The organism is Vibrio sp. IB15, from assembly GCF_016406055.1.
GTDB classification, from domain to species: domain Bacteria; phylum Pseudomonadota; class Gammaproteobacteria; order Enterobacterales; family Vibrionaceae; genus Vibrio; species Vibrio chagasii.
Window position 1 is genome coordinate 1 of the sequence record NZ_JAEFCE010000062.1, and the last position, 16,829, is coordinate 16,829.

16 protein-coding genes and 2 pseudogenes are annotated in these 16,829 nt (G+C 44.3%); 8 read left to right on the plus strand and 10 right to left on the minus strand.

Annotated elements, in window-relative coordinates; all coding sequences use genetic code 11:
• The first annotated feature begins 211 nt into the window (after positions 1 to 211).
• The gene (locus JC606_RS18995) at positions 212 to 994 is read left to right on the plus strand and encodes a 2-keto-4-pentenoate hydratase (RefSeq protein WP_137407023.1); all 783 of its coding nucleotides are present in this window, start codon (positions 212 to 214) and stop codon (positions 992 to 994) included.
• Between the two features lie 236 nt (positions 995 to 1,230).
• On the plus strand, positions 1,231 to 2,589 hold the full coding sequence (locus JC606_RS19000; RefSeq protein WP_137407024.1) for a Na+/H+ antiporter NhaC family protein: 1,359 nt from the start codon (positions 1,231 to 1,233) through the stop codon (positions 2,587 to 2,589).
• Positions 2,590 to 2,679: 90 nt separating this feature from the next.
• On the opposite strand, the gene JC606_RS19005 is transcribed toward JC606_RS19000, so the two are convergent.
• A complete protein-coding gene (locus JC606_RS19005; RefSeq protein WP_137407025.1) occupies positions 2,680 to 3,243 on the minus strand; it encodes a cysteine hydrolase family protein in 564 nt (187 codons plus the stop codon).
• An 89-nt stretch (positions 3,244 to 3,332) separates the two neighbouring features.
• On the opposite strand from JC606_RS19005, the gene JC606_RS19010 reads away from it, so the two are divergent.
• Complete coding sequence (locus tag JC606_RS19010) at positions 3,333 to 4,289, plus strand: GlxA family transcriptional regulator (RefSeq protein ID WP_137407026.1); 957 nt, start codon at positions 3,333 to 3,335, stop codon at positions 4,287 to 4,289.
• Between the two features lie 107 nt (positions 4,290 to 4,396).
• Positions 4,397 to 5,467, plus strand: a complete 1,071-nt coding sequence (locus JC606_RS19015; RefSeq protein ID WP_137407027.1) for a helix-turn-helix domain-containing protein — start codon at positions 4,397 to 4,399, stop codon at positions 5,465 to 5,467.
• Positions 5,468 to 5,487: 20 nt separating this feature from the next.
• Here the strand turns inward: JC606_RS19015 and JC606_RS19020 are convergent, their stop codons facing one another.
• The 3 genes from JC606_RS19020 to JC606_RS19030 all read right to left on the minus strand — a co-directional run bounded on the left by JC606_RS19020 (position 5,488) and on the right by JC606_RS19030 (position 8,918).
• Positions 5,488 to 6,501 (minus strand): alpha/beta hydrolase family protein, encoded by a 1,014-nt coding sequence (locus tag JC606_RS19020; RefSeq protein WP_137407028.1) that lies wholly within the window; start codon positions 6,499 to 6,501, stop codon positions 5,488 to 5,490.
• A gap of 125 nt (positions 6,502 to 6,626) precedes the next feature.
• Positions 6,627 to 7,010 (minus strand): hypothetical protein, encoded by a 384-nt coding sequence (locus tag JC606_RS19025; RefSeq protein WP_137407029.1) that lies wholly within the window; start codon positions 7,008 to 7,010, stop codon positions 6,627 to 6,629.
• A 195-nt stretch (positions 7,011 to 7,205) separates the two neighbouring features.
• On the minus strand, positions 7,206 to 8,918 hold the full coding sequence (locus JC606_RS19030; RefSeq protein ID WP_198779194.1) for an RluA family pseudouridine synthase: 1,713 nt from the start codon (positions 8,916 to 8,918) through the stop codon (positions 7,206 to 7,208).
• Between the two features lie 282 nt (positions 8,919 to 9,200).
• Between JC606_RS19030 and JC606_RS19035 the strand changes: the two genes are divergently transcribed.
• Positions 9,201 to 9,653 (plus strand): NUDIX hydrolase, encoded by a 453-nt coding sequence (locus JC606_RS19035; protein WP_137407031.1) that lies wholly within the window; start codon positions 9,201 to 9,203, stop codon positions 9,651 to 9,653.
• Between the two features lie 76 nt (positions 9,654 to 9,729).
• On the opposite strand, the gene JC606_RS19040 is transcribed toward JC606_RS19035, so the two are convergent.
• The 6 genes and pseudogenes from JC606_RS19040 to JC606_RS19065 all read right to left on the minus strand — a co-directional run bounded on the left by JC606_RS19040 (position 9,730) and on the right by JC606_RS19065 (position 14,125).
• A complete protein-coding gene (locus JC606_RS19040; protein ID WP_198779195.1) occupies positions 9,730 to 10,155 on the minus strand; it encodes a bifunctional diaminohydroxyphosphoribosylaminopyrimidine deaminase/5-amino-6-(5-phosphoribosylamino)uracil reductase RibD in 426 nt (141 codons plus the stop codon).
• Between the two features lie 144 nt (positions 10,156 to 10,299).
• Positions 10,300 to 10,847: pseudogene (locus tag JC606_RS19045) on the minus strand (nucleotidyltransferase family protein).
• Complete coding sequence (locus JC606_RS19050) at positions 10,844 to 11,134, minus strand: putative quinol monooxygenase (protein WP_105024215.1); 291 nt, start codon at positions 11,132 to 11,134, stop codon at positions 10,844 to 10,846. The pseudogene JC606_RS19045 and the gene JC606_RS19050 overlap by 4 nt, the downstream one beginning before the upstream one ends.
• 914 nt (positions 11,135 to 12,048) lie before the next feature.
• The gene (locus JC606_RS19055) at positions 12,049 to 12,903 is read right to left on the minus strand and encodes a hypothetical protein (protein ID WP_137407034.1); all 855 of its coding nucleotides are present in this window, start codon (positions 12,901 to 12,903) and stop codon (positions 12,049 to 12,051) included.
• A complete protein-coding gene (locus JC606_RS19060) occupies positions 12,903 to 13,757 on the minus strand; it encodes an ABC transporter ATP-binding protein (protein ID WP_198779196.1) in 855 nt (284 codons plus the stop codon). Before JC606_RS19060 ends, JC606_RS19055 begins: the two co-directional genes overlap by 1 nt.
• Positions 13,754 to 14,125, minus strand: coding sequence for a GntR family transcriptional regulator (locus JC606_RS19065; RefSeq protein ID WP_004740059.1), 372 nt, complete (start codon positions 14,123 to 14,125; stop codon positions 13,754 to 13,756). The genes JC606_RS19060 and JC606_RS19065 overlap by 4 nt, the downstream gene beginning before the upstream one ends.
• A gap of 153 nt (positions 14,126 to 14,278) precedes the next feature.
• Between JC606_RS19065 and JC606_RS19070 the strand changes: the two genes are divergently transcribed.
• The 3 genes and pseudogenes from JC606_RS19070 to JC606_RS19080 all read left to right on the plus strand — a co-directional run bounded on the left by JC606_RS19070 (position 14,279) and on the right by JC606_RS19080 (position 16,813).
• Complete coding sequence (locus JC606_RS19070; RefSeq protein WP_198779197.1) at positions 14,279 to 15,475, plus strand: cache domain-containing protein; 1,197 nt, start codon at positions 14,279 to 14,281, stop codon at positions 15,473 to 15,475.
• A 24-nt stretch (positions 15,476 to 15,499) separates the two neighbouring features.
• Positions 15,500 to 15,967 (plus strand): annotated as a pseudogene (locus JC606_RS23430) (diguanylate cyclase domain-containing protein); the annotation flags it as partial.
• Between the two features lie 42 nt (positions 15,968 to 16,009).
• Positions 16,010 to 16,813 carry a putative bifunctional diguanylate cyclase/phosphodiesterase gene (locus tag JC606_RS19080; RefSeq protein ID WP_332873241.1) on the plus strand — a complete coding sequence of 268 codons (804 nt, stop codon included), beginning with the start codon at positions 16,010 to 16,012 and terminating at the stop codon, positions 16,811 to 16,813.
• Positions 16,814 to 16,829: the final 16 nt, after the last annotated feature.

The following is a 16,829-nucleotide window of genomic DNA, read 5'->3' on the forward strand; positions in this document are numbered from 1 at the left end:
TTGGACATAAAAAGACCCCCAATAATTGGTGTCCAACTATTGGGGGTCAGTTCAAGGTGCTGGCTTTTCTTTTAATATATTGACTTAGCGGTATGTGTTCACTTGCGGGACATGTGACAATAGGCCTTTGAACACTTTATGGTGCAACCATCGCATGAGTGGTGCCATTGCCCAAGCCTATTTCTAATCGTTCTAAATTAAACGGTATATTATGACAAGTGTATTTGAGCATGCGGCTAAAGAGTTATTAAGCCGTCGCACAGCGGGAACTAAAGCGCCAAGATTAATCGAACCATATCGCCCAACCAGTTTAGATGATGCGTTAGCTATTCAAGAATCCATGATTGAAATTCGCACAGATAAAGTGGGGGGCTGGAAATGTCTGTTACCTCTTGCAGAAAACAAATTTATCGTAGCGCCTATTTTCGCTGACAACGTGCAGCAAGGTGAAATTTGTGAATTGTTCGCAGACACAGGTTCAGTGCCAGGTAAAGAGGTAGCCCGAGTAGAGCCAGAAATCGCTTTTGTACTGGCTAAGCCTTTGCCTGCAAACTCAAATGGCTACAGCGAAGCACAAGTCAATGATGCCATTGGATCTTGCCATATGGCACTTGAGTTAATTCAATCTCGCTTTGCTGATGACAGTGGAGCGGAGTTTTACGAGGTTTTAGCCGATTGCTTGGCAAACCAAGGCTTGTTTCTTGGTCCTGAGATAGAGAAAGATAAAGCGTTTTCTGCTGCCAAGGTCGAAGTGGCTATAACTCAAGCTGAAAAAGTACAGGCATTTTCTGGCACCCACCCTAACGTATTAGCTCAAAATCCCGTTTACTGGTTGATCGATACGATGACCAAGCGTGGAGTCAGTTTTGAAGCGGGTGAGGCAATCATTACAGGGTCTTACTGTGGTGTGGTTGAGCTTGACTTCAATGAGCTAACAACCGTTGCTTATGATGGTATCGGAGAGTACCAAGTGACTTTCAAACCAAAGCACTAAGTTATTTACAAGCTCTATTGATTAAGAAAGCAGGTCTCTAAAACTCTACTTCAAGTATGAGCAATTTGTTCTAGAAAGGCTATTTACTGGTGAGTAAATAGCCTTTTCTATTATGTGATGTTCAATAGAGTTCTTATTACTTTGCATTATATTGGGCGTTTAGACGTCTAGACGTTGACAAGTCCTAAGTGTGACATTAGTCTGCTCTCCTTCCTGTTCTATAGTGTTGTCGTTCCATGTCCAATTCAAAAAATTCTAATGCGGTTATTGCCCCTTCGGCAGTAGCGCTTATCCCTCTGATCGTGTTCCTAGCGCTGTTTATTGGCGTAGGTACCTACTTGTCGTTGCAAGGCGTCGATTTTGCTTTCTATCAGCTTCCAGCTCCGATTGCGGCTCTACCTGCTGTGATGTTGGCGCTGCTGTTGAGCAAAGATAAATTGAACCGTGCTATCGAACAGTTCTTGAGTGGAGTAGGTCACAAAGACATTATCGCAATGTGTATGATCTACCTATTGGCAGGTGCTTTTGCGGCGGTTGCTAAGGCTTCTGGTGGTGTGGATGCGACGGTAAACCTTGGTTTGTCGGCAATCCCAACGAGCATGATCCTACCGGGTATCTTCCTAATTTCTGCTTTCATCGCAACAGCAATGGGTACTTCGATGGGCACCATTGCTGCGGTAGCCCCTGTAGCACTGGGCATTGCTGATTCAGCAGGCATGAGCATTCCACTGACAGCAGGCGTTGTTTTAAGTGGCGCGATGTTTGGTGACAACCTTTCTATCATCTCTGATACCACGATTGCTGCAACGCGCTCGCAAGGCTGTGAGATGAGAGACAAGTTTAAAGAGAACATCCGTATCGCACTTCCTGCTGCACTTATCGCGATTGTTATCTTCGCTTTTAACAGCACTGCGACTCAAGTGCCTGAAACGGGTCCTATTGAGTGGCTTAAAGTATTACCTTACATCACTATCTTGATTCTTGCAGTATCAGGTATGAACGTGTTTGTTGTGCTAACCATCGGTATCTTACTGGCGGGTGGCGTTAGCTTAGGTTCTCTGGAGAACTATGGTTTAACCGATTACGCGCAAGATATCTATGCTGGCTTTGGCAACATGCAGGAAATTTTCTTACTGTCGATGCTGATCGGTGGTTTGAGTGAGCTGATGCGTCGCCAAGGTGGTCTAGCTTTCTTGACTAACCTAGTAAGTAGCATGATTCGTGCATTCGGCTCTTCACATTCTAAGCAAGCGAACGGCCGCGCAAGTGAGTTGGGTATTGCTGGTTTGGTGTCTATGGTGAACATGTGCACGGCAAATAACACAGTAGCGATCATTGTCTCTGGTAGTGTTGCTCGTCAATTAGCAGAAGAGAACGATGTATCTCCACGTCGCTCGGCGAGCTTATTGGATATCTTCTCTTGTGTGATTCAAGGTGTGTTGCCTTATGGTGCACAGGTATTGCTACTAGGTTCTGTATTTAACCTATCGCCGTTAGAGATCGTTTCTAACTCGTACTACTGTTTTGCATTGGCTATCGTGGCTGTCGTCGCTGTGTTTATTAAACACCCTGCACGTCAAGTGGCTCAAGCTTAGTAAAAATAGATTTTAATGAGAAGGCGCCGTAATAGGCGCCTTTTTTGTATCTACAAGAATTGTTCAGAAGCTGGCTTTTGATTTTGAGCTTTATTTAAGCAGGTTCTTAAGCTCGTTTGCTGTCGCGACATTGCAATAACCAAAGCTCAGTGCAGCCATGAATGCGGCATGGACATGCGCTGCTGGAACCTTAACGCCATTGAACTCCATGTCTAAGGTTGTGCAAGCATCATGCGCTACGTGGCATTCATAGCCTAAATCGGTTGCTGCACGAGTCACGGCATCAATACACATGTGGCTCATTGCGCCAACGATGATCAGTTTTTCAACGCCTTGCTCTTTTAGCACTTTGTTCAGTTCTGTATCTCTAAAGCTGTTGATTTGATGTTTTACGATGACAGGCTCACCTTCTCGCGGAGCCACGCTGCTGTGGATTTGAGCTCCGTCTGATTCTGGCAAGAAGAACGGAGCATCATTCGTCGGAAACTCATGACGTACATGAACCACAGGAAGTTGCTTATGTCTGAAAGCTGATAATAACTGTGCACCTTTTTCGGCTGCTTTTTCTGTTTCAGAGAGTGCCCATTTCGCACCTTCGTATGAAGGGAAGTAGTCGTTTTGAAAGTCGATAAGTAGTAGGGCTGTGTTCTTCATAGTCTATACCTTTGTATTTAGTGTGTTGCGGTGTAGGGATATTATGAATACTCTGTAGTTTTTATCGCACGTCAAAAATGACAGACTATATGGCAATAGTGACAAAATCAGTAATGGTCGAAATCATCGACTATCCAGGCTCTCTGCAAAGTGCCGTGTTTGGAGTGAAAGAGTTTCTTCAATTGGCTAATAGCCTCGAACCTTCCAATGAGCAGGTTCAGTTTCATGTTGAAATTAAGCCTTACGACGATTGGTCTAAATCGGTTGATGGATTAATCGAGAACTCAAAAGCAGACATCATTTTGGTGCCGCCAAACTTAGATGGCAGCTACTATTTAGAGCCGGATGAAGGACTGTTGGATTACCTTGTACAATCTCATCAACGTGGGGCGATACTGTGTTCTGCTTGCGCGGGCGTGTTTATTTTGGCGGAAACGGGGTTGTTGCAGGGACGAACCGTGACAACGCATTGGCAAGCACAACAACAATTCTCGGAGCAATATACTGAGGTCGATGTTGATGTCGACAAAATCTTGATCGATGACGATGACATCATTACCGCTGGTGGTTTGATGTCGTGGATGGATTTGGCTCTGTTTATTCTGACTAAATACACAACGCCGACTAATACACGTAATTTGGGTAAGTATCTGGTGTTGGATACGGGGTTGAGAGAGCAGCGCTACTACCAAAGTTTTGTGCCTAACTACGCTCATGGGAATGACAAGATTGTCTTTGTGCAGCGCTTTATTCAAAAGAATCACCACCTTCCTTTGACGCTTGATCAATTGGCGGAGGAAGCCTTCATGACGCGAAGAACCTTTATCCGACAATTTACCAAAGCGACGACCTTGACTCCGATTAACTATATTCAACACGTGCGTGTTCAAAGCGCGTGCGAGCTACTGGAAAGTTCTCACAAACCAGTAGAACAAATCAGCTACTTAGTTGGGTATGAAGACGTTAACAGCTTCCGAAAAGTCTTTATGAAAATCATTGGTTTAACACCATCAAGGTTTCGATCTAGATTTTTATCAGAGGAATGATTTACCATAGGTTGATATTCAATATGTATCACTGGTTCGCTCACTTGCTTCGCTAATGAAGTGCTTGAAGGGGAAGTGATCTTTTCTCAAACTTAAACGGACTGTTGATGCTTGCCATTCCTTTACCATTTGTCGCTGCGCTGTTGTTAATGATGACAGGTGTGCTGCTTCGATGCCGTTACCCACAAACCAGTCAAAAGCCATTTTGGTTTATCATTCTGTGTGCGTTGATGGTGACGGTAGTGGGCCTGCGATGGACGTTTGATATTGCGTTGTTTCGCTTCTTACAACCCATTTTTGGTGCCTGTGTTCCTGTGGCGGCTTGGTTGTGTTTTTCGGGAGCTCATCGAAGTCAATCCAGTAAACATTTACATTGGCTAGGCCCGATTACTGTTTTAGTTTGCTCACTTTTCTATGTGCAACTCTGGGCGGGAACTCTTGATGTATTGCTGATATTTCTCTATCTCGGATATGGTAGCTTGCTGCTGAAGTCGTCGCTGCGAGTGCCGGAACAAGTGCGGCTGACCGATGTATCGAAAGTGTTGGCAGCTGAACGAGTTGCAGGTGTAATGCTGCTATTTTCGGCTTTGGTTGATAGTGCGCTTTCTTTCGACATCTTGCTGTTGGATGCGCAGCACACCAATCTGATCTTATCGATTAGCTACCTTGTCCTTATTCCAACCATTGTGTCCGCTGTGATGGTGGTCAGTATGAGCACGCCTGCCGAAGAAAAAACCATGCAAGTGCCGGCTTTACCTGCCATGTCACAAGGTTCTCCAGAAGAGGTCGACACATCGACTACACTAGTGAGTAGCTTAGATGACGACCAAACTGAAGAAACTACTCAGATCATGACTAAGTTCGATGCATTAATGAGAGAGCGCCAAGTATTCAAGGATCCTGACCTGTCTCTCAATCGCTTGGCACGAAAGCTAGGCATTCCTGCTCGCAAGATATCGTCTGCGGTTAATCAAACTCACCAACAGAACATTTCGAAGGTGATTAACGCCTATCGGATTGAACACGCTAAGACTCTTCTGAAGCAAACCGATGAAGCGATAACAGAGATCTACCTAAGTTCAGGCTTTCAGACCAAGTCTAACTTCAATAGGGAGTTTTCAAGGATAACTGGGCAAACTCCGAGTGAGTTTCGAAGTTCGCTACAAGTGTTAGATTGAGTGTGTTTGCTTTTTGTTTATCAATTTAGAAAGCGAACGATGTCATTGAAGAACAATTGGTGTAACTGGTCGCGTGATGTACCAATACCATATTTACAAATAATACCATCCCCTGGCACCTCTTCATTCAGCATGGCTATAGCACCGGGTTTACAGCCTTGAATGAAGCTGAAATGGGCGGCTTTTTCATAGACTTTGTAGCGTCTAGAGTTTAGCGGTACATGTTCGGCAATATAGCCAGACTCTAATGCTTGAGGGAGATCTCCTATATCTACCCCGGCCGCCAGTATCAAGGTTGGTACTTTAATGGCATTTAAGCTAACGATTGAAAAGCTGCGAGCAAGCCCTAAATCAAGGCTGACTACACGTTGAATTCTTGGATCTGAAAGATCTTTATTGTTTGGCTCTGCAGCTTGGACTTTGTCGAGCCCTAGCTCTTCAGCAAGTCCACAAGTTCGTGGGTTAGGGTATATGAGACAATCCGCTTCAAAGGTTTGCCTATCGATTCTTGCTCCCGCCAATTGCATTACTGTCCAGCCACCCAATGAATGCCCGATTGCAGTCACATTGTCGGCGTTAGCAGACTGCTTCCACTGTGGGGCAGATAACAGGTAATCCAGAATACGTGATACATCTCGTGGTCTTTCCCACCATTTCGCTGCTTGCTTTGGAGAATGGTCGAAAGAGGTGGTTCCCGGATGATCAGCTGCCGCTACGATGTAGCCTTTACTCGCAAGTTTGGTCGCTAACCAGTTTTGATTGCGCCAGTTTCCTCGGTAGCCGTGCGATAGCAGTATTACTGGAAAAGTACCGGATTGAATGTCTGCGCCTTTGATGACTTGTGTACCGATAAAGGCGGGGTTATCGCCAATTAAGGTTGTGTCTGATGCATCTCTCGCGGGATACCAAATGGCAGTGTTTAGCAGGCGATTAGGATTGTCAGTTAAGGTGACTTGAGTGAATCCGACACCGGAAGCGATGGCTGAACTGCAAAGGAAAAGTAGGGATGTGAACAGTAAATGTGTCCGTTTCATAGTGTTAACTCCAACTGAGGTAAGTGGAGCTAATATGCGCTAAGGCTAGGTATAACGAGACCTCAAATACGATCGAGGACGCCCTAAATCGTGTTTTAATACCTAAGCTAGTGACTTGCTTCTAGTTACCTTCTTCTAGGACGCTTCTCTACCAAGCCGTTTCTTTCTAAGCCACGTCTTACGCTGCTGCATAGTTTACCGAAGCGACGCAGTTCTTCGAAGTTTGGCCCTTGTCCCATTGAGATGCTGTGTTCCCAGTACATCAATTCTGTGTCGACCATCTCTAGCAATTTCTTAGAGCAACCTGAGCAGTTTCCTTTTGGCCCACAAATGAATGTCTCTGACTCATAGAGCGGGAGTTCATTTTTCACTTCTTCGATGAGATTCAGCATTGCCGAATTCAGATCCGGTTTTTTCGTTGTGATTGGCTTTACGTTTGTTGATGCTGGCGCAGTAGTCAAAGAAGATGTTTGTGTATTGGAATGTAGATTCAAAGCAGCTGATGACATATCAAAGGCCTCAAGGAAAGGTGAAGAGGGGCATCCTACACCTCAAAATGAGGTGAACCTTGATGTAGTGCAATAAGCGTGGAGATATATCCGAAAGAGGTAGGCGAAACGAGGGCGTAAATGTGGGGAAGTGGCTGAAAAGGAGCCACAAATAGTGTGACTCCTTTCATTAAGACTTGTTATTGATGAGAGTCTTTAGAACTCTGCATCGAATTGGAATTCCATCCACTCTTTGGTAATTGGGTGGTGTAGGGCAAGTCTTTCTGCATGTAGGTGAAGACGGTCAGCTTTGTTGCCATACAATCCATCACCGACGATAGGCATATGTAGCCCTTCTTCATGTGAACAGTGCACACGTAACTGGTGTGTGCGTCCTGTTTTAGGGTGCAGATAAACCTTGGTGGTGTCTTGATTGCGTTCAATCACTTCCCATTTAGTTTCTGCAGGTTTGCCGTGCTCGTAGCAGACAATTTGACGAGGACGATCGTACAGGTCACCACGCAGCGGTAATCGAACATAACCCTCATCTTCGGTCAGAACGCCTTCAATCATCGCGACGTATCGCTTCTCGACTTCACGAGTAATGAACTGCTTCTGCAGGCTTTTATTTGCTCGTCGAGTCAGGGCGAATATTAGAATGCCAGAGGTCGCCATGTCTAAGCGGTGTATCACGAACGGCCCTTCCACATCAGGATGCATTTCCTGAACGCGAGTGTAGGCAGAATCTTTGATGGTCTTGCCCGGTACTGAAAGGAACCCTGCTGGCTTATGTACCACAACGATATGCTCATCTTGAAACAGGATATCGAGCTCTTTGCCCTCTGCTGGATTCTCTAACAACGGGTTTGGATCCACTTCAAGGCCTTTCATCATATGGCCAAGTATCGGTACACATTTGCTCTGGCAAGAGGCGTAGTATTTCTTGTGTTTGCGGATCTCCGATTTCGGAGAGCGGCCCCACCAAAATTCAGCTAATGCCAATGGCGTGTAGCCATTCAAATAGGCATATTGTAGAAGTTTTGGCGCAGCACATTCACCAGAGCCTGCCGGTGGTATTTTATTTGGTGTGTTTTCAAAGATCTGGTTAAGGTCTTCGACATTACCTTCCGCATTTTGGAAAGCGTATTGTGAAAACAACTTGTGTTGAAGTTGATGAGACAGGTGCGCTCTTCGCTCTTTTAGTTCAGCCAATTGAGCAGTAAATACATCCACCTTGCCTTGTAGCTCGTTTAGGGTTTGTTCCCAATTGAGCTTCAGGTATTTCTGTTGGTTTTTATCTGCAACGCTGGCTTTGCTTAACTCTTGGTTTAGTTGCTCAAAAGCTTGCTCATCAAGGCTCTCTTTACCTTGCTCTCGTTGCTCTTTACGCGTTTTACGACCTTCAATGATCAACAAGCGTTGAGCTTCGATCTCTTGCTCTGCCTGCGCTTTTTTCTGTGCCAATTGTTCGCACAACTCAAGGTATTGAGCGTTGACCTGCAGCGCTTTAAATTCGGCGTTCACCGCCATCATATCTGCGGTTTCTTGACGGAAAAAACTGTCACTGCTCAGCATGTCGAATACCGGTGGAACAAAGTGCGGCAGTAGGTTTTGATCGGCGATTTTCCCTGAGAATGCAGAGAAGTAACCAAGTTCACCTTCAGGGCTTCTTACTAGTAGTACACCAAACATCTTGCCGCGACCTTCGTCAGAATCCAGCCCGAAGTCGTGCTGCCAATCGGTTTGGTTTTCTAGGTATTGTTGAAGTTGGTGAGACGCAATTTCACACAACGGATGCGGTTCGTAATAGAACGGAAAGGTGAAGCGCTCAGGCAACGAATATGACTCGATCGGCTGTTGAAAGCGAGTGAAGCAGTGCTCAGGTGTATGGTTGGTCTCTGAGTCGTGCGTTGGTTTTGATGAGTGCATATAGTCGTCTTACTTGATGGTGATAAATGGCTACGTGTCTACTGTGTTTTGAGAGCTTAAATACAGTATAAGGCAGGCGATTCTACTCTTTATCTAAAAGCGCCTCAAATAAGAAATCACACCGTGGTTTTATACAGTAAGCTTGATTGTTCGCATAAGGTTGGAGTGCTCTGGGGAGGAATTCAAATTAATGATTGGTCTCTCGTTTTTCATCATCGAAGACTACTTACTAATGGAAGGGTGCTAGGCTTGCTCGCTTCGTGTTCAAAATAAGGTAACGTTATGATTCCACTCAATACTTCGATTGTGGCTGGTGTCGCTCTTTCTGAGATCGACGGACAAACGAAAATGCTATTAATGAAACGCGTAAAGGGAGGCTATTGGTGTCATGTTGCAGGCTCGATTGAAGCGGGTGAAACTGGTTGGCAGGCAATCGTACGTGAATTTGAAGAAGAAACTAAAATCGAAGCGAAAGAGTTGTATAACGCTCAATTTTTGGAGCAGTTCTACGAGGCGAACGTCAATGTCATTCAACTTATCCCAATCTTTGCTGTACTTTGCCCGCCAGACCAAGCGGTAGAACTAAACCACGAGCACACTGAGTATCGATGGTGCAGTTTAGAAGAAGCGAAAGCGTTAGCGCCATTCCCCAACCAACATGCGGTTTATGATCATATCTGGGCATACTTTGTTGATGCGCCAGCTAACCCACTTTATCGAGTAGACGTGGGCTAGCCTTGGTTTACTGGATGTTGAGTAGCGAGTTCTCAATAAGCCTAGCTCAATAGCTAAACGCCACAGATGCTGAGTACTAAGACTTACCAAGATATGGGGTTAAAAAGGCACTCGCTTGTGCTTGGCATAGCCCCACGTCAACTTTCACACCATGCGAATCCAGTATTGCTACACCGCGGCCGTTGTTGCGAGGATCTGGATCGAGCATAGCAACCACAACGTGTTTTACACCGGCTTCAACCAGAGTATTAGCACAAGCTGGTGTCCTACCGACAAAAGAGCACGGCTCTAATGTCACGTAAGCTGTTACGCCTTCCATATCGCCATCATAGTGATTCAGTGCCTCGACTTCAGCGTGGTTCCCACCAACCTTTTGTGTGTAACCAACAGACACTACTTTGTCGTTCTTCACCAAAACACATCCCACTGGTGGGTTTGGTTGACAATCGGGTAGGGCTTGGCGCGAAGCTTCAAGTGCTTGCAGCATGTATTGTTGGTTCATGGTTGTTACTCAGTATGACGAGAAGAAGGAATCGTTTGTTACCGCGTGCGGTTTAGCTAATAAGTGAGGCATGTTCGATCTGATTGGGCTATTAGTCAATGGTTTTAGCTTTGAAGCTGTTTGATAGTTAGCTGTCAGTGATAGTTAACTCTGGTCAATGGTTAACTTTGGCCAATGAGTTAGCCAGTTTTTAGATAGGACTCGTTGATCAAATACGTCCCGACCGCGGTTCGGGTTTGGCGTTATTTTCAAATTGAACAGGCTCTCTAAACCAAAAGCCGATATACACTCGATACGTCCATGGCAGTTTTTCTTTACTGCGATAGCGGTTTCTTTCTCAGGCCAGTAACTCATTGCATCTAGCGTACTTTGATAAGGTTTATCTTGGTTTCGAGTATGCATGTTGGCTTGATTACGAACTTGCCAGTTGAGTTCAGGTAGCCGCTGTTTCAGCTGAGCTTCGTAATCTATGTCCGATTGGTAACCATAATCACCGCGATCAAAGTAGATCACATCAATATCGTTGAGCGGCTATCAAAGCCATGCAAGTGATCCCAAACTAGATTCCTTACGAAGCCTGCGGCGACATAGCATTGTGGTAGATCTAATTGAGCCACACACTCTAAGATTTTTGTTCGCAGTGGATCTTGTTCGATCAAGGCTGCGATTTGGTTGAGCAATGCTTGGGTCATGATGGTGTGGTTACATCAGTCACTTGATAATGGCGTGTCACGTTCTTAGTTATCTTGCCCCAGTCAGAGGTTTTCACTCTATTTTGGTGGGCCTCAAACGCTTCACGGTTAGTGAACTCTTCATATACTTCAAAGCGGTTTGGCTGCAGTGAGCTTTGGCTAACACGAAATACAATACAGCCCGGCTCAGCCAACGTCAGCTCCTTATGAATGGTCAGTGCTTGTATAACTGTTTCTAGATCATCGTCTGGTACGACAATGTGCCCTTGTAAAATCACTTTACTGATTGTTGTGTCCATTTAAGTCTGCCTATCCTTTGTTAATCGTGTTGCCTCTCATCAACATAATCCCATTTTAATTATGTGTCGTATAGACCGTTGTGAACAAAAAATAGACTCAATTCTCCCCATTTGGGTTACAGTGTCACTTTGTTTGGTGAGGGTATAATAATTTGGGAACTAAATCCTCGATGTTCCGGTCTATTAAATGGGTATCATAGAAGTGTATTGATACTGAAATGAGTTTGTCACCTGAGAGATCTAACCTTTAATAGGTAGAACGGCTTGTTGGATTAAATTGAGCCACAGTTGATATCTAGGTCATATTTTGATGTAAATGGTACTTAGAACTCTTTATATTTTGTGATTTGTATCATTGATCTGGCCATCAAACACCGTTAGATTCGAATAGTTGGCAATAAAAAAGCTCATGAAGAGCAGCTAAATGAAAAGGAAAAATACCTTATGAAAAAAATGAGAAGAGCACAGCTTCATCGCGTTCGTATCCAATACTGGAAAGACACTTCGAAAGAAGCTTCAAAGAAATAAGCTTTACATATCAAGCAATAAAGCTAAAAACTTGCAAAGCTGAAAGGCTTTCAATCACAGCCATCAATGGCTTCTAAATGAAACAAACCGATTTCGATAGCACTCTCAATGACCTTCATCTGGTTGGTAGCTAAAGAAATCATCCCTCAAAGAGCTGGCAGGCATTAATAACAATGCAATTTAATGTCAGCTCATTAATACCTCTCAAAGCAAATCTCTTACACAGTTAATCTGTTACCTAGTATATTTTCTACTTAGCACAACGATTCCACACCCAAGCTCCAAACAAAAATTACGGGCAATAAAAAAGCTCCCGATTTCTCAGAAGCTTTGATTTCATTATTTACCTATCACGCGATAGGTTTTGTAACCTGTTATTGGAACAGTGTCTTTAGGCTTACATCGTCCGTTCTGTTTAATTTAAGGCTCAGTAGATAGCCACCAATACCAAGCAAGGCGTAAATACTCAAAGATAAGACAGAGACGTCAGAGAGTGCACTGAACGGGTTACTTGCCGTAAGTACTTTCATCGGTAGTGAAGCGATAACAGAAAAGAAGTCATTGATGCCATAGAAACCGAACAGTGCGATAGCCAGCCATTTGATTGCAAAGCTTGAAACAAAGATCACAAGCAATGGTGAGTTGACCAGTTGCGAGATTGCCAGTGTCATTGTCGCTAACGGTAATAGCACCAAGGCAACTAACAGCATTCGACCAAAGAATACCAACCAATTGGTGAGCACATAAAATAGTGATTGCTGTTCTACTAATAGCGCCAGTTGTTGTTCGCTAGATACGTTTAGAATCCAGAATAGAACATCGGCAAATAGAACTAATAGGGCGCAGATAGCGGGTATCAACACTAAACCAAAGCCTAGCTTCACACCGTGAGTCAGAGCATTCGATACCGGCATGCTTCTCCAAAACATTGAGCTGCCTTCTTGGCGCTCTTTACGCAGTGTTTTTGGGATATACAGCGTTGAAAGCAGCAGTGAAATTAAGCCCGCGCCAAAGTAGATCACTGAGTTAAGGTCTTGTGCGAATTCTCTGTGGATGTCGCTCACATCACCGTTAACTTCCATCTGGAAGAAAAACTCATGCTGTGCCGCGCCATTAAAGAACAGACTCACGAACAGTAACAAACCACACAACGCAACGAATAGAGGTAATCGAGTATTGATTTTGTGCTCGATAAGTTCTTTTTCTAGCATGTAAAAACTTGGGTGCATTATGCCTTCTCCGTCTGTGTTGCAAGGAATAGGTCGGCAAGACCAACGTTGTAGATGTTACCTAGTGATTCAACTTGTGGTTTGTACTGACCTTCCAATAACCATTTAGTCGTTCCTAGCCCCGGTTGTGAAGTGAGTGGTTTCAGTTTTTGAATGTCGCTTGAGTGATTGTTAGCAACTTCGATAATGAAGTAATCACTCTCGATCGCTTCCATACTTTTCTGCAGCACGCAGCGGCCTTGTTTGAGAATAAGTACATCTGTCAGTAGATGTTCGATCTCAGAAACCTCATGGCTAGCAATGATCATCGCACGCTCGCCATCGTGGAACCATTCCAACAGGTGGCGGTAGAAGGTGTCTCGGTAAATCAAATCTAGGCCAAGTGTTGGCTCATCCAAGATGAGTACCTGAGTGTCAGTTGCGATGATGATCGCAAGGTGAACTTGTACTTTCATCCCCTTAGAGAGCTGTTTGATTGTGGAAGAGAGTTTGATGTTTGTGCTACTCAGAGTTTGCTCGGCTTTTTGTCGGTTGAAACTCGGGTGTACGCCCTCGGTGTAACGAAGTAGTTGTTTGATGGTCATCCATTCCGGAAGCACATTCACATCAGAGATGTAAGATAGGTGCTGCATGAGCTCTGCATGCTGGTGGATTGGGTGGTAGCCGTTGACTTCGATTTTACCTTGGTAGTTATGCCCACCAAGCAGTGACTTGATGAGAGTCGATTTACCAGCGCCATTATGACCAAGCAAGCCAAGCACCTGTCCAGGTTTTAGTTCGAAGCTGATGTTCTCTACACCCACTTGATTCGAATAAGTTTTAGTGACGTTTTTCGCGGAAAGTAAAGTACTCATGACTTGTCCTTTATATGTTGTTCTAGCTGTTTCACGAGTTCTTCGACACTCATATCAATGATGCCTAGCGTCTCAGCGATGGCTGGGATCTGTGTGTTGATGAAAGTTTGGTGTGCGGACTCTTTCAGTTTTTGAAGTGCACCTTCGGCTACATACATACCTTGGCCTCGCTTCTTTTCAACCAAGCCTTCATCAACCAGTAACTGGTAGCTTTTCATGACGGTAAGGTGGTTGATTTTAAGATCAGCAGCAACAGCGCGCACAGAGGGCAGGGCCTGTTGCTCTAGCCAAATACCTTGCAGAATCTGGTCGCTGATCTTAGTGGCAAGCTGCCTAAAGATCGGTTGGTCGTCTTTCCATTCGGTCATAATTAAAACTGCATGGTGATATACATGTGTATAACACTAACCTTTTTATTCGTATTGGCAAGACTTTTATAAAAATTAATAGAATATTTTTATGGTTTGGTGTTCAGTAAAAGCGTTATTATATAGTACTCCGTACTTTGGTGTTGAGTTCGTATGTTGCACATTAATGACAAAAAACTGGTCTGGTTTACCAAGTATTTGCCAATAACCATCATCATCTTTTCTGCGATCATCTTGAATATGGCGATGTTCAAGAGTGTGAATCAAAAGGTTAAGGCGTTGGTTGAGTTAATTCGAACCGACTATATTGCTGCCCCAAAAGGCTCCATTGAGGCGCAGGTGCTTCAGGTTTCTCAGCAAATCACACACACCCAACGCCTTGTTGAAGATGAAGTAAAAAAGCGCATTACTCGACGGTTAGATAGAGCGTACACTGCGGCTCAAAATATCTATTCTTCGAACCAACACTTGCCAGAAGATAAGCTTAAACAACTGATTTTAAATGAGATCAGAAAGCTGAGTTATGCTGAAAAGCAAGAGTACATCTATGCCTACGACATGCAGGGCACGTCACTTGTTCATCCTCTTAACCCAGAAATTGAAAACACCAATCAGCTTAAAACGACAGACACTCAAGGTGTAGCTGTCATCAAAGAACAGATTGAACTTCTTAAGCAGAGTAATGGTGCCTTTTCTCGGTATTTCGTTCCGCGCCCAGAACTAGAGGGGAGAGATATAGATAAGCCGTATATCGACAGTACGCACTATGAGAAATTAACCTATATTCGCCGATTCGAGCCCTTTGACTGGTACTTTGGTTCTGGCGTGTCTCTGGATGATGTCAAGCGAGCCAGTTATCAAAGGATTCTAGAAATACTGTCGAGAGTAATCGTGGGTGACAATGGTTCTCTGTTCGTTTTTGAACAAAATGGTGACAGCTTACTCCACGCAAATCGAATTAATATCGGACAAGGGATTAACGTCTACGATGATCTTGGAATTCGCTTTGAGCAAGATGTACTAGCAAAATCTGAAGAGGGTGGATTCGTTGATTATGTTACCGCAGATAAAAATGGCGTTATCGGGCCTAAAAGTAGCTATGTCAAAAAGGTCGATGATTGGAATTGGATCGTCGGCACTGGCGTGTATTTGAATAATGTTAATGCCTCGATAGAGAAACGAAAAAATGAGTTGTTAGCTGAATCGCGTAACGAATTTGGTCTTGTTCTTATATTGAGTGTGTTGGTGACGATGAGCTGTATTTTTATCAGCGCCCTTATCAGTCGAAGAATATCAACTCGCTTCTCTCAGATGGAGCAGAGAATCGCAGACGATTTTAGCCGAATCTAAAACAGTCGCCGTCGACTGCAACATATGGCAAAACACGACTCTCTGACGGCACTTCCTAATCGTTCTGAACTAGAACTTCAAGTCAGCCGGGCGATTGCTCACTCAAAACTTGAGGGTAAGTTGGTGGCATTGGTTTTTGTCGATCTCGATAACTTCAAGCGCATTAATGACCAGTTTGGGCATGCGAGTGGAGATGAACTGTTAAAGCAGATAGGTTAGCGTTTTGAAGATATCTTAGGAGAGAATGATGTCGTCTCTCGTTTTTGGGGGGATGAGTTTGTTTTCTGCTTGCCCGGTATTCATGACCTTTCTGATGCAGAACAGAAAGTTAAGCAAATCCAAGCTGTCTTCAATCCATCCTTCGACCTAAATGGTGTAACGGTATCGACTCGGTGTTCGGCGGGCGTCTCTATGTACCCTTATGATGGGACGGAAGTGGAAGAGTTGCTGACGAAAGCGGACATTGTGCTGTACAAGGCAAAAGAGTCAAACAAGGGTGATGCTGTTTTTTATGACGATGTAATCAATCGAAAAGTGAAGTATGACTATTCGGTAGAAAAGCAGTTAGAAACGGCCCTAGAACGTGGTGAATTCAGTGTGTTCTATCAACCGCAGGTCGATGCACACTCTAAACAGTTAAAAGGCGTGGAAGCGCTGTGCCGTTGGAATAATAGTTCACTTGGGTTTGTCTCACCCTTAGATTTCATTCCGGCGGCTGAACGAGTAGGGAAAATTCATGAGATTGGTGAGTTCGTGTTAAGGAGGGCGTGCGAAGACACCCTTAATTTGATGCCAAATGGACCTGAGGCGATATGTGTATCGGTTAACGTGTCGCCTAAACAGGTATTCGAACTAGGTTTTGACGAGAAAGTGATACGTTTAGTCGAGGAAATCGGCATTGCTCCACAACGAGTCACTCTAGAGTTAACGGAAAACATCCTTATCAAAGATCTGCATATCGTAGAGCCGATACTGAGAAGGCTTCGAGATTATGGATTTGGCATCTCGCTCGATGATTTCGGAACTGGGTTTTCATCACTCAATTACCTTAATACTCTGCCAATCACAGAGATAAAGATCGACCGATCTTTCATCGGAAAACTGAATTCCAGTCAGCACAGTGAGACTTTAGTGAAAGCCATTATTGATATTGGCGCCTCTTGTCAGATGAAAGTCGTTGCCGAGGGGGTCGAAACCCCAGAGCAGATGGCGAAGCTACAGCAATACCATTGTGATTTACTTCAAGGTTATTACTTTGATAAGCCACTGACTGCCAAAGGGTTACTAGACGCTTATTTTCCTGTGAACTCTGAAAGCCTTAAGTGCAACAACGCTTAATTTTATCGTTGCCTTT

What these genes read in the sequence shown, in the direction of transcription:
- JC606_RS19010 (WP_137407026.1), top strand. Translation starts at nt 3,333, where the DNA reads ATGGCAATAGTGACAAAATCAGTAATGGTCGAAATCATCGACTATCCA.
- JC606_RS19065 (WP_004740059.1), bottom strand. Translation starts at nt 14,125, where the DNA reads ATGACCGAATGGAAAGACGACCAACCGATCTTTAGGCAGCTTGCCACT.
- JC606_RS19020 (WP_137407028.1), bottom strand. Translation starts at nt 6,501, where the DNA reads ATGAAACGGACACATTTACTGTTCACATCCCTACTTTTCCTTTGCAGT.
- JC606_RS19000 (WP_137407024.1), top strand. Translation starts at nt 1,231, where the DNA reads ATGTCCAATTCAAAAAATTCTAATGCGGTTATTGCCCCTTCGGCAGTA.
- JC606_RS19030 (WP_198779194.1), bottom strand. Translation starts at nt 8,918, where the DNA reads ATGCACTCATCAAAACCAACGCACGACTCAGAGACCAACCATACACCT.
- JC606_RS19040 (WP_198779195.1), bottom strand. Translation starts at nt 10,155, where the DNA reads ATGAACCAACAATACATGCTGCAAGCACTTGAAGCTTCGCGCCAAGCC.
- JC606_RS19070 (WP_198779197.1), top strand. Translation starts at nt 14,279, where the DNA reads ATGTTGCACATTAATGACAAAAAACTGGTCTGGTTTACCAAGTATTTG.
- JC606_RS19035 (WP_137407031.1), top strand. Translation starts at nt 9,201, where the DNA reads ATGATTCCACTCAATACTTCGATTGTGGCTGGTGTCGCTCTTTCTGAG.
- JC606_RS19015 (WP_137407027.1), top strand. Translation starts at nt 4,397, where the DNA reads ATGCTTGCCATTCCTTTACCATTTGTCGCTGCGCTGTTGTTAATGATG.
- JC606_RS19005 (WP_137407025.1), bottom strand. Translation starts at nt 3,243, where the DNA reads ATGAAGAACACAGCCCTACTACTTATCGACTTTCAAAACGACTACTTC.
- JC606_RS19025 (WP_137407029.1), bottom strand. Translation starts at nt 7,010, where the DNA reads ATGTCATCAGCTGCTTTGAATCTACATTCCAATACACAAACATCTTCT.
- JC606_RS19060 (WP_198779196.1), bottom strand. Translation starts at nt 13,757, where the DNA reads ATGAGTACTTTACTTTCCGCGAAAAACGTCACTAAAACTTATTCGAAT.
- JC606_RS19055 (WP_137407034.1), bottom strand. Translation starts at nt 12,903, where the DNA reads ATGCACCCAAGTTTTTACATGCTAGAAAAAGAACTTATCGAGCACAAA.
- JC606_RS18995 (WP_137407023.1), top strand. Translation starts at nt 212, where the DNA reads ATGACAAGTGTATTTGAGCATGCGGCTAAAGAGTTATTAAGCCGTCGC.